This window comes from Tessaracoccus pujii (assembly GCF_054483895.1).
The window spans coordinates 1,781,062-1,792,789 of the sequence record NZ_CM137012.1; the positions used below are offsets into that span (position 1 = coordinate 1,781,062).

Below are 11,728 nucleotides of genomic sequence, written 5' to 3' on the forward strand. Positions count from 1 at the left end.
TTCAGATGTCGGCGCCCGCGTAGCGGTCCGGGGCGTCGGCCATGCCCGCGGCCAGCGTCGACCCGTCGGCGTCGTCGATGAGCAGGAACGCGCCGGTGCGGCGGAGCTCGCGATAGTCGTCGATGGGCAGGTCGTCGGCCAGCCGGACCCGGACGCGGCCGATGTCGTTGAGGCGTAGCTCCTGCGGGGCGCGACGGTACTCGACGGTGTCGATGTCCAGCTGGTCGATGATCTCCTCCACCATGGCCCGGACCGTCCTGGTGCCGGCGCGCAACAGCACCCGGTCGCGTGGGCGGACCGGCCGCTCCGACAACACGCAGATGGTTCCGCCCACGGACCTGGTCACGTAGCCGCGACGCTCGGGCTCCGCGAACAGATCACCCCGCGAGATGTCGATGTCGTCGGCCAACCGCAGTGTCACGGACTGCGGCGCGAACGCCACCCGCAGCTCCCGAACAGACCCGTCGGCCTGCCCCTGGTCGATCCCGACGACGGTGGTGGTCCGCCCGCCGGGCAACACGGCCACCTCGTCGCCCACGTGCACGACGCCGGCGGCCAGCCGGCCTGCGTAGCCGCGGTAATCACGGTGCTGGCCCGTCTGCGGGCGGAGCACCACCTGGACCGGGAACCGCAGGGGCTGCGCGGCTGGATCCCTGCCCACAGGAACGGCTTCGAGGTGCTCCAGGAGCGTGGGCCCGTCGTACCAGGGGGTGTTGGCGGAGCGGTCCACGACGTTGTCGCCCAGCAGCGCCGACAGCGGCACCGCCACCACATCCTCGATGTCGAACCGCGACGCCAGGGCCCGCGCGTCGGCGACGATCTCCTCGTAGCGCTCCTGGCTCCACTCCACCAGATCCATCTTGTTCACCGCGACCGCCACGTGACGCACGCCCAGGAGCCCCGTGACCGCGACGTGCCGGCGCGTCTGCTCGACCACGCCGTGCCGCGCGTCGACCAGGATCAGTGCGAGCTCGGCCGTGGAGGCGCCGGTGACCATGTTGCGCGTGTACTGCACGTGGCCGGGGGTGTCGGCGAGCACGTAGGAGCGGTTGGCGGTGGAGAAGTAGCGGTAGGCCACGTCGATGGTGATGCCCTGTTCGCGCTCGGCGCGGAGGCCGTCGGTGAGCAGCGCCAGGTCCGCGCCCTCAAGGCCGCGTTCCCGCGACACCCGTTCCACCGCGTCGAGCTGATCGGCCAGAACTGACTTGGTGTCGTAGAGCAGGCGCCCCACCAGCGTGGACTTGCCGTCGTCGACGGAGCCGGCGGTGGCGAGCCGGAGGAGGTCGTGCGTCATCAGAAATACCCCTGCTTCTTGCGGTCTTCCATGGCGGCCTCGGACAGCCTGTCGTCTGCGCGGGTGGCTCCGCGCTCGGTGATCCGCGACGCCGCGACCTCCAGGATCACTCCCGCGACATCGGCCGCGTCGGACTCGACGGCGCCCGTGCAGCTCATGTCGCCGACGGTGCGGTAGCGGACCGTGCGGACCTCCAGGGCTTCGCCCGGCTTCGGGCCGCCCCACTCCCCCGCGGCCAGCCACATGCCGTCGCGCGGGAACACCTCCCGTTCGTGCGAGTAGTAGAGGCTGGGCAGGGCGATGTTCTCGCGCTCGATGTAGCGCCAGATGTCCAGCTCGGTCCAGTTCGACAACGGGAACACCCGGACGTGCTCGCCGGGCGAGTGCTTGCCGTTGTACAGGTCCCACAGTTCCGGGCGCTGGCGACGGGGGTCCCAGGCGCCGAACGCGTCGCGCAGGGAGAACACCCGCTCCTTGGCGCGTGCCTTCTCCTCGTCGCGGCGGCCGCCGCCGAAGACGGCGTCGAAGCGACCTTCCTCGATGGCGTCCAGCAGCGGGACGGTCTGCAGCGGGTTGCGCGTGCCGTCCGGGCGCTCGCGGAGGCGGCCGTCGTCGATGTAGTCCTGCACCTTGGCCACGTGGAGCCGGGCACCGATGCGGGCGACGGTGTCGTCGCGGTAGGTCAGCACCTCCGGGAAGTTGTGCCCGGTGTCGACGTGCAGCAGCGCGAACGGCAGCGACGCGGGCGCGAACGCCTTGAGCGCCAGGTGCAGCATGACGACGGAGTCCTTGCCGCCGCTGAACAGGATGACGGGGCGCTCGAACTCGCCCTCCACCTCGCGGAAGATGTGGATGGCCTCGGACTCCAGGTGATCCAGGTGGTCCAGCGTGTATTCGGGGGGCAATGTCATGTGTGGAGTCCGCATTCGGTCTTGTTCTTCCCGGCCCAACGGCCGGCTCTGGGGTCTTCTCCGGGCGCGACGGGGCGCGTGCAGGGCACGCAGCCGATGGACGCGTACCCGCGCTCGCGCAGCGGGTTCATGTGGACGTCCTCCTCGAACGCGAACCGCTCCACGTCGTCGTCGTCCCACGCCGCGATCGGGTTGAGCTTGACGATGCGCCGCTTCTCGTCGAAGCCCACCAGCGTGATGTCGGTGCGGGTGGGCGCGTCGACGCGGCGCATTCCCGTCACCCAGGCCTTGTGACCGGCGATGGCCCGGTTGAGGGGCTCCACCTTGCGCATGGCGCAGCAGAGGTCGGGGTCGCGGTCGTGGAGCTTGGCGCCGTACTGCGCGTCCTGCTCGTTGACGCTGAGCAGCGGCAGGATGGTGCGGATCTGGACGCGTTCGGCGTAGTGGTCGCGGGTCTCCAGCGTCTCGGCGAAGTGGTAGCCGGTGTCGAGGAAGAACACGTCCAGGCTGGGGGCCGACTGGGCGATGAGCTCCACCAGCACCTCGTCGCCCATCGACGACGCGACGGTGACGTCTGAGCCGAAGGTCTCCTCGGCCCAGTGCAGCACCTCGCGGCTGAGCTTCACCCTGCCGAGGTGGCCGGCGTAGGCGGGGTCGGCCTCCAGCGCGGTGAACCGCGCGTTGGCCTCGTCGGCGATGGCGTGCAGGTCATCCATGGTCGGCCTCCTCCTCGGCGATCCGGGCGGGGATGTGTTCGGTGGCCACCCGATGCTGGCTCACGGAGAACACGCGGGCGCAGGCGAGGCAGTGCCACGCCCCGCTCGGCTCCTCGACGGGCCGCAGGTCCTCCTCGGCGCAGAACGGGCAGTGGAAGATCACGGCGCTCATCGCAGGAGCTCCTCGTCGGCACGGTGGGCCCACTGCGCGAACGGCTCGTCGCCGTCGCGGTGGGCGAGGAAGGTGCGGGCGAGGCGCTCGATGTAATCAGGCAGGTCCGGGGCCGCCACCTTCAGCGCCCGCGTCTTGCGGGCCAGCTGTGGCGTGGCGCCCAGCCCTCCACCGAGGTGCACCTGGAACAGCTCGACGAGGTTGCCCTCGGCGTCGGTCTGCACCATGCCCTTGAGGCCGACGTCGGCCACCTGCGTGCGGGCGCACGCGTTGGGGCAGCCGTTGACGTGGATGCTGAAGGGCACGTCGAACGTCGGGAGCCGGGCCTCGAGCTCCTCGACGATGAGCCGGGCGCGGGCCTTCGTCTCGACGAGGGCGAGCTTGCAGTATTCGATGCCGGTGCAGGCCATTACGCCCCGGCGGAACTCCGAGGGCCGCGCGGGCAGGTCCTCGGCGTCGAGCGCCTCCACGAGTGCCTCGACGTTGTCGCCGGGCACGTCGAGGACGAGCAGCTTCTGGTGCGGGGTGAGCCGGACGCGTCCCGAGCCGTGCTGGGCGGCGAGGTCGGCGATGCGCGCGAGGCGCGTGCCGGACACGCGGCCCGCGATGGGGGCGACGCCCACCCAGAAGGCGCCGTCGGCCTGCGGGTTGACGCCCACGTGGTCGCGGCGGAGGCTCGTCGCGTCCTGCGGCGGCCCGTCGGTCAGGGTGCGGCCGAGGTACTCGGTCTCCAGGATGCTGCGGAACTTCTCCGGCCCCCAGTCGGCCATGAGGAACTTGAGGCGGGCGCGGTTGCGGAGACGCCGGTAACCGTAGTCGCGGAAGATCGAGATGACGCCCTTCCACACCTCGGGGATCTCCTCCAGCGACACCCACGCGCCGAGACGCTGCGCGAACATCGGGTTGGTGGAGAGGCCCCCGGCCACCCAGAGGTCGAAGCCGGGCCCGTGCTCGGGGTGGACGACGCCGACGAACGAGACGTCGTTGACCTCGTGCGCCACGTCGAGATTGGGGCTGCCGGAGATGGCCGTCTTGAACTTGCGGGGCAGGTTGGAGAACTCGGGGCTGCCGATGTAGTTGTCCAGGATGGTCTGCACGGCCGGGGTGCCGTCGACGATCTCGTTGGCGGCGATGCCCGCCACCGGTGAGCCGAGGATGACGCGGGGGGTGTCGCCGCAGGCCTCCGCCGTCGTGAGGCCCACGGCCTCGAGGCGCCGCCAGATCTCCGGCACGTCCTCCACGCGGATCCAGTGCAGCTGGATGTTCTGGCGGTCCGAGATGTCCGCGGTGTCGCGGGCGAACTCGGTGGAAATGCCCGCGATGACGCGCAGCTGCTCGTTGTTCAGGGCGCCTCCGTCGGAGCGGACACGCATCATGAAGAACTCGTCGTCGAGTTCCTCGGGCGCGAGGGTCGCGGTCTTGCCGCCGTCGACGCCGGGCTTGCGCTGCGTGTAGAGGCCCCACCAGCGCATCCGGCCGCGCAGGTCGTCAGGTGTGATGCTGGCGAAACCCTCCTTGGAGTAGACGTCCTCGATCCGGGCGCGGACGTTGAGGCCGTCGTCGGCCTGCTTGAACACCTCGTTGGGGTTCAGCGGCGTCCTGTCGCCATCGGCCCAGGCGCCGGTGGCCTGGTTGCGCTTGGGGCGGGTTACCGCTTCGGTCATCGTCGGTCCTTCGTCGGGGGCCCTTACTGCTCCCCCCAACGTGACGATGCGGCCGGTCATTCCCGGCGAGGGCCCCTGATCGCCATGGGCGAACAGCTTCCTGCTCAGGCCTCCGCGCCGTCGACGGTGGTGACCGCGCGGGCGGTGCCCTCCACCACCACCGGGATGCTGTTGACACCGATGACGCCCAGGAACAGGGTCTCGTACGATCCCCGGATGGTGACGCGGGCACGATCTCCGCCCTCGACCGTCGCCGTGGCCGCCAGGCCGGCCGCCCGGGCGAAGCCCACGGCCTCACGCTTGGCTGCCGCGGCATCGAGTGTCGCGCCCGCCGGTGTGACCCGGAGCTCGTGGGTGGCGGCCCTGGCTGCCTGGGCAGCGACCGCACGCGCCTCCTGCTCGGCGGCGGCATGCCCGGCGAAGTCCACGCCGAGGCCGACGGCGATGATGAACGCCGGGAGAGAGACGGAGGTCCAGACGGAGAGCGCCATGCCGCGTTGGCCGCGAGGGTCGCGGCGTTCGTGGCTCGACGAGGTGGCTCGCCGGGACGACCCGCGGTGCTTCAGGCGACGGCGGGGCGCGTCTCCGGCCGGCGCGCAGCCCCCGTTCACCGGACTGTCACCGCCTGAACCTCACCGATGATGACGTCCGCGGAGCGGCTCAACCGCAGCGGCAGCGTGCCCGTGAAGCCGGCGGCGGACCAGGTCACCGACCACCCCGAGGTCGCGGTGACGGTGTAGCGCCCGTCCTCGTCGTAGACGTGGCCGCAGTCAGGTGAGGCGACGTTCCTGCCGCCCTGGGTTCTGGCCGACGACCACGGCGTGCCCCGCCCGCACGTCACGGTGGCGCCGTCGCCCATGTCCCACGTGACCTCGTCAGCTCGGGCGTTCAGAGTCACCGCGATCCCCGAGTCAGTCGCCGATCTCGACACCGGTCCCCACTGCGTCTCCGACGGGGAGTCGGCCCAGAGCCAGGTCTCCCAGCCGACGAACCCCATCCGCTCGACCGAATCCCCGCGAGGCTGCATGCCGATGTCGATGGCTTCGAGGCCGATCGACGCCAGCACCCGCCGCGCGGCGGCCTCCGCATCTGCTCGGCTGACGGGGTCAGGTGCCGCCGGAAGCCAGCGTGTGAAAGTCATGCCGGGGTCGGGCACCATCGAGCCGTTGGGTCGCACACAGGAATAGACCGCACCATCGGTGTTCGAGCCCCAGGCCGGGTCCGTCAGCGGAGGCTGTGGGCTCATTTCCCGGCACCATCCCTGAGCCACCCCACTCCACGTCCCGTACGCCGTCAGACAGGAGATCTGCTTACCCGCGTAGGAACAGGTCCGTTCGCCACCAGCTTGTGCCGTCGCAGCCCCCGGCCCGGCTCTTCCGCCTTTGTCGCCCCCGCCTGGAAGATCAACCCACTTGACGCAACTTGCGGTGATCAGGTTGGCCACAGTGCAAATCGATTCCGCTCGAGCACTCCAACTGGCCCCAGTCGCTAGGATCGCAACGATGACGAGCATCAACAGTCCTCTCAGCATGCCGCAGCCTTGTTGGTGATCATCGCGACTCGCCAACGGTCGTCCAGACCTGCCTCCAACACGGCCTGCTCAACGAACGTCGGCGCTCCGGGTGCCAACATCGTCTCGCCGGTCTCGTAGTTCTCTAGACGAAGCTGACGACGGTCTACGCAGTAGCTCACCAGCGCGGACCTCACTCCGTCCTCATCGCCGGATGCTGGCGCCTCGACCTGCACTGATCTGAACTGAAGGCCACCCAATGTCCTGATCTTCTCGTCGCGAAGTTGCCCGATTATGTCAAGAATCAAGTTCTGCTGCTCACCGGTAGTGATCAGCTGCGTTTCAGTCAGGTCACTCAGCGAGGGGTCGCCCGTGAACTTGTGATGAATCCTCCAGTACTCCATCCACGCTGCGCGGACCTCCGCCTGCTCGGGTGTCTCCGTCGGGGGCGCGGGCTCGAAGGACTCGACCACCGTCGGCGACGGGCTGGGGGTCGGGGACGGACTGGGAGCCGCGACACTCGGAGACAGCGACACCGTCGGACTCGGCGCCTGCGTGGGCTCAGGGTCCGGGGTACAGCCGGCAGTCAGGCCGACCACGGCGAGGGCTACGAGGAGATGGCGCATGACGCTCCGATCGATCGGGACGACGCCCATTCAATCAAGCCAGGGGGTCACTTCTCCATGTACCGAAGTCGATTGTGGACAACTCTCAGAGCACAGCACCCGGCCGGTACGCCGCTGCCGCGGGATCCGCGCCCACCACGTCGGCCACCCTCGCCGCGACCCTCGCGACCTGCGCCTGCGCCGTCCCCGCCAATTCCAGCGGGCTGACCACGAGCGCGTCGAGTTCGTCGCGGGTCAGGCCCAGCCGCTCGTCGGCCGCCAGGCGCGCGAGCAGGTCGTTGCCCCGCGCCCCGCCTCGGAGGTCCAGCGCCACCGCGACGGCGTGCTCCTTGATCGCCTCGTGCGCGACCTCGCGGCCCACGCCCTTGCGCACCGCTGCCATGAGCACCTTGGTGGTGGTGAGGAAGGGCAGGTACCGGTCCAGCTCCGCCTCGATGACCGCCGGGAACGCGCCGAAGTCGGCGAGCACGGTGAGGAACGTCTCGAACAGGCCGTCGAGGGCGAAGAACGCGTCCGGCAGCGCCACGCGTCGCACCACGGAGCAGGAGACGTCGCCCTCGTTCCACTGGTCGCCGGCGAGCTCGCCCACCATGGACACGTAGCCGCGCAGCACGACGGCGAGGCCGTTGACGCGCTCGCAGGAGCGCGTGTTCATCTTGTGCGGCATGGCCGAGGAGCCCACCTGCCCCTCCTTGAACCCCTCCGTGACCAGCTCCAGGCCGGCCATGAGCCGGATGGTGGTGGCCACGTTCGACGGCGCCGCGGCGATCTGCGCCAGCGCGGTCACCGCGTCGTAGTCGAGCGAGCGCGGGTACACCTGCCCCGTCGAGGTGAGGACGGCCCCGAAGCCCAGTTCGTCGGCGATCCGCTGCTCCAGCTCGGCGAGCTTGTCAGCGTCGCCGCCGAGGAGGTCGAGCATGTCCTGAGCGGTGCCGACGGGGCCCTTGATCCCACGCGCGGGGTAGCGGGCGATGAGGTCGTCGAGGCGGGCCAGGCCCGTGAGCAGCTCGTCGGCCGCCGTCGCGAACCGCTTGCCCAGCGTCGTCAGCTGAGCAGCCACGTTGTGCGAGCGGCCGGTCAGCGGCTGGTCGGCGTACCGGGTGGCGAGGCGGGCGAGCTGCGCGAGGGCCGCGACCACCCGGATCCGGACCGTCCGCAGCGAGTCCAGGACCTGGAGCTGCTCGATGTTCTCGGTGAGGTCGCGCGAGGTCATGCCCTTGTGGATGTGCTCGAACCCCGCGAGGTCGTTGAACTCCTCGATGCGGGCCTTGACGTCATGGCGGGTGATGCGTTCGCGGGCGTTGATGGAGTCGAGGTCCACCTGGTCGATGACCCGCTCGTAGGCCGCGATCACCGCGTCGGCGTCAGCGCCGCCGAAGTCGACGCCGAGGTCGCGTTGCGCGCGCAGCACGGCGAGCCACAGCTTGCGTTCGGAGGCGATCTTGGCCTCGGGGGCCCAGATGTCGCGCATCTGCTGCGAGGCGTAGCGGGTGGCCAGGACGTTGGGGACGCTCATGGCACCACAGCCTAGGACTCCCCTGTGGATACCGGAAAAGCCGGTCCCGAGCGTCCCACCATGGCGATGTGTCCAACCAGTCGCCACACAACGAGTGCGATTCCGGGGAGATGGAGCGGATAGAGGTCCGTCTCCCCGATTCCTCACCCTCAAGCCTTCCCGGGCTCATGTCCAAGGCGCACCTCACGACTCTGGGCTACGACTCGGCCCGGATCGAGTTGGCGATTGCCGACGGCGGCCTCAGGAAAGTCTCCAGGGGATGGTTCGCCACGCCCCAGGCTCACCAGTGGGAGTTGGAGGCGCTCGCAGCTGGCGCCCGGGTCGGCTGCTTGAGCGGTTGCCAGGTGCATGGCCTCTGGACGCCCCAGCACGCAGAGGCGCACTTCATCATCGGCATGGGATCCGCCTCCCTGGGCTCGACCTGGCATCGATCGCCTCGGAGATTGCCGGGGATAGGTCTCTTTCCGCTGAGCGAATGCCTCGCCCAGGTTATCCGGCATCACACTCCTGAGGAGGCCCTGATGGTTCTCGAGTCCGCCGTCCACAAGGCGATGCTGTCCTCCGACGACGCACAATCCCTGATCCGCGGGGCCTCGGTCCACAAGCAGCGCACCTTGCAGTTCTTCGACGGGGAGGCGGGGTCCGGCTCGGAGACGCGGGTCAGGCTGTTCTTGCAGCAGCACCGCTTTGCTGTCCGTTCTCAGCACCAGATCGCAGGAGTGGGGGCAGTGGATCTGCTCGTCGGCAGATCGCTGATCATCGAGTGCGACAGCGCCGCCCACCACACCGATCATCGGGAGGACCGACGCCGGGATCTGGCCGCGCGCGAACTGGGCTATTCGACGTTGAGGTTGAGCTACAGCCAGATCCACAAGACCTGGAGCAAGACGAGCGCCAAGTTGCTTCGCATACTGCGGACGGGTGAGCACCTCACCCCGACTTCGCCCTTGCGTACATAGTGAGAATCCGGGGAGGTGGCTCGCATGGAGGGCTACTTCCCCGGATTCTCACTCTTCATTGACGGCACCGTCGACGTGCAATTCACCGCCCTGTACGGCGCGCGATCCGGCACGGGCTCACGACAGGTCGCCCACCAGGTGCGGCTTCCCCTCCCCGTTCACGACGGCGAATCGCCAGCCCGCCTCGTCCCGGACCGCCGCGAACGACACCTTCCCCGGCAGCAGAATGGGCTTGGCGAACTGGACCCGCACCGTATAGGCCTCCGGGATCTGCCCGCCCAACGCCGCGACACTCCTGGCATGCGTCCACATCCCGTGGATGATGGGCCGCGGGAAGCCGAACAGCCGGGCGGTCAGGGGGCTGAGGTGGATCGGGTTGGAGTCACCCGAGACCGCCGCGTACCGCCGCCCCAGATCCGGACCCAACCGCCACTGCTGCGACGGCGCCACCTGAGGCGCCTCCAGGCGCAGGCCGGGCACCACCTCACCGGCGACCTTCGCCCCGCCCGCCAGGTAGGCCGACGAGCCGCTCCAGACCAGATCGTCGCCGACATGGACCTCGCCCCGCATGTCGAACACCGCACCCTTGGCGTGCGACCGCAGGCCCTCCGCGCGCACCGACACGCGCAGCCGCTCCCCTACCGCCACCGGACGCAGCAGTGTCATCTCGTTGCTCACGTGCACCAGGCCCGCCAGGGGGAACGGGAAGTCGTCGGCCGCCATCATCGCCATCTGCAGGGGGAACGTCAGTACGTGCAGCCAGGTGGCCGGCATCGCGTCGCGCACCGCGTATCCCGTGACCCGCGCGTAGGCCGCCAGCCGCGACACGTCGACGGCGTGGTCCATCACCATGAAGGTCCGGTCCGGCATCGATGCCACGGCGCCGGGCCGCTTCGCCAGGCCCGCCACGGCCTTGAGCAACAGCCCGCCGTCCTTGGGGAGGGCGGGCAGCACCTTCACGTCGCGGCTCATCAGGCGCCCACCAGATTCTGGCCGCACACGCGGATGACCTGACCGTCGACCCCGCCGGAGGCCGGCCCGCACAGGTACGCCAGCGTCTCCGCCACGTCGACGGGGTTGCCGCCCTGGGTGAGCGAGTTGGAGCGGCGGAAGACCTCCCGCTGCACGAACGGGATGGCCGCCGTCATCTCCGTCTCGATGAAGCCCGGCGCCACGGCGTTGACGGTGACCGGCCGGTCCGCGAGCTCGTCCCGCATGGCCCACACCAGGCCCATCACGCCGGCCTTCGAGGCCGCATAGTTGGTCTGGCCCTTGTTGCCGGCCACGCCCGAGGTGGACGCGATCCCGACGATCCGCGCCGATGCTCCCAATCCGCCGGGCACGTCGTGGCTGAGCAGAAACTCGTTGATCCGCATCTCGGCCGCGAGGTTCACGTCGAGCACCGACGCCCAGCGCTTCTCGTCGAGGTTGGCCAGCAGCTTGTCGCGGGTGATGCCCGCGTTGTGGACGACGGCCCAGATCCGCGCCGACTCGCCGCGCACCCCCGCCACGTGCTCGGCCATCCTCGCCCCGGCATCGGGCACTGTGATGTCCAGCTGCAACGCCGAGCCGCCGATCTCGTTGGCCACCTTGGCCAGCGCGTCTCCCGTGGCTGGGACGTCGACGGCCACCACCGTCGCGCCGTCCCTGGAGAACGTCCGCGCGATCGCGGCCCCGATGCCCCGTGCCGCCCCGGTGACCACGACCACGCGCCCCTCGAACGGCCGGGCGGTCAGCTCGTGCGGGTCCTTCGACGGGCCCACCCGCCAGGTCTGGCCGCTCACGAACGCCGAGCGGCCTTCCAGCAGGAACGAGAAGGTCGACGCCAGGTCAGCGGCCGTCGTGCCCGTCCGGACGAACACCAGGTTCGAGGTCGCGCCTCCGCGCAGCTCCTTGCCCACGGTCCGGTTGATCCCGTCGATGCCTTGGGCCACCGCCTTGGCCTCGAGCCCCGTCACATCGCGCGCATCCGTGGCCAGGATGATCACGCGCCCGGAGTTCTCCAGCCCACGCATCGCGGGACGGAGGACCCGACGGAGGCCCTCCAGCTGGGTGATCTCCCGCACGCCGGTGGCGTCGACGACCACCGCCCCCGGCTTCACCGGGTAGCGCGGCGCCTGATCGCGACCCTTCTCATCCTTGGTCCTCGCCTCGGGCACGTCGAGCAACGCATCGCTCGGCGCCACCCCCAACTGGGCGAGGGTGGACGCCGCCAGGCCGCCGCCGTCGAGAGCCCCCAACACGACGGGCCCGGACGGCATGACCCGCCCGCGCCGCAGCGTCGGCGGCTCCGCCAGCCCCGCCTTCCTCGCGACGAACTTCCCCGCAGGGGTGCCGTACAGTTTCTCCAACACGTTCAT

General features: G+C 70.0%; 12 protein-coding genes. 1 reads left to right on the plus strand and 11 read right to left on the minus strand.

Annotated elements, in window-relative coordinates; genetic code table 11:
* Position 1: 1 nt before the first annotated feature.
* The 9 genes from cysN to purB form a co-directional block, all read right to left on the minus strand.
* Positions 2-1,294: a sulfate adenylyltransferase subunit CysN gene (gene cysN / locus ACX1D0_RS08650; protein ID WP_459017506.1), complete on the minus strand. Its 1,293-nt coding sequence runs from the start codon at positions 1,292-1,294 to the stop codon at positions 2-4.
* Positions 1,294-2,205, minus strand: coding sequence for a sulfate adenylyltransferase subunit CysD (gene cysD / locus ACX1D0_RS08655; protein WP_459017507.1), 912 nt, complete (start codon positions 2,203-2,205; stop codon positions 1,294-1,296). The genes cysN and cysD overlap by 1 nt, the downstream gene beginning before the upstream one ends.
* A complete protein-coding gene (locus tag ACX1D0_RS08660; protein WP_459017508.1) occupies positions 2,202-2,921 on the minus strand; it encodes a phosphoadenylyl-sulfate reductase in 720 nt (239 codons plus the stop codon). Before ACX1D0_RS08660 ends, cysD begins: the two co-directional genes overlap by 4 nt.
* The gene (locus ACX1D0_RS08665; protein WP_459017509.1) at positions 2,914-3,093 is read right to left on the minus strand and encodes a hypothetical protein; all 180 of its coding nucleotides are present in this window, start codon (positions 3,091-3,093) and stop codon (positions 2,914-2,916) included. Before ACX1D0_RS08665 ends, ACX1D0_RS08660 begins: the two co-directional genes overlap by 8 nt.
* Positions 3,090-4,757, minus strand: coding sequence for a nitrite/sulfite reductase (locus ACX1D0_RS08670; protein ID WP_459017510.1), 1,668 nt, complete (start codon positions 4,755-4,757; stop codon positions 3,090-3,092). Before ACX1D0_RS08670 ends, ACX1D0_RS08665 begins: the two co-directional genes overlap by 4 nt.
* Positions 4,758-4,861: 104 nt before the next feature.
* Positions 4,862-5,248 (minus strand): hypothetical protein, encoded by a 387-nt coding sequence (locus ACX1D0_RS08675; RefSeq protein WP_459017511.1) that lies wholly within the window; start codon positions 5,246-5,248, stop codon positions 4,862-4,864.
* 116 nt (positions 5,249-5,364) lie between these two features.
* Positions 5,365-5,898 (minus strand): hypothetical protein, encoded by a 534-nt coding sequence (locus ACX1D0_RS08680; protein ID WP_459017512.1) that lies wholly within the window; start codon positions 5,896-5,898, stop codon positions 5,365-5,367.
* Positions 5,899-6,281: 383 nt separating this feature from the next.
* Positions 6,282-6,923, minus strand: a complete 642-nt coding sequence (locus ACX1D0_RS08685) for a hypothetical protein (protein WP_459017513.1) — start codon at positions 6,921-6,923, stop codon at positions 6,282-6,284.
* A 55-nt stretch (positions 6,924-6,978) separates the two neighbouring features.
* The gene (gene purB, locus ACX1D0_RS08690) at positions 6,979-8,409 is read right to left on the minus strand and encodes an adenylosuccinate lyase (protein ID WP_459017514.1); all 1,431 of its coding nucleotides are present in this window, start codon (positions 8,407-8,409) and stop codon (positions 6,979-6,981) included.
* Between the two features lie 167 nt (positions 8,410-8,576).
* Between purB and ACX1D0_RS08695 the strand changes: the two genes are divergently transcribed.
* Positions 8,577-9,368 carry an endonuclease domain-containing protein gene (locus ACX1D0_RS08695; protein WP_459017515.1) on the plus strand — a complete coding sequence of 264 codons (792 nt, stop codon included), beginning with the start codon at positions 8,577-8,579 and terminating at the stop codon, positions 9,366-9,368.
* A 117-nt stretch (positions 9,369-9,485) separates the two neighbouring features.
* Here the strand turns inward: ACX1D0_RS08695 and ACX1D0_RS08700 are convergent, their stop codons facing one another.
* Together ACX1D0_RS08700 and ACX1D0_RS08705 are read right to left on the minus strand one after the other, a co-directional pair.
* Positions 9,486-10,340 (minus strand): MaoC family dehydratase, encoded by an 855-nt coding sequence (locus ACX1D0_RS08700; RefSeq protein WP_459017516.1) that lies wholly within the window; start codon positions 10,338-10,340, stop codon positions 9,486-9,488.
* Positions 10,340-11,728 (minus strand): 3-oxoacyl-ACP reductase, encoded by a 1,389-nt coding sequence (locus ACX1D0_RS08705; protein WP_459017517.1) that lies wholly within the window; start codon positions 11,726-11,728, stop codon positions 10,340-10,342. Before ACX1D0_RS08705 ends, ACX1D0_RS08700 begins: the two co-directional genes overlap by 1 nt.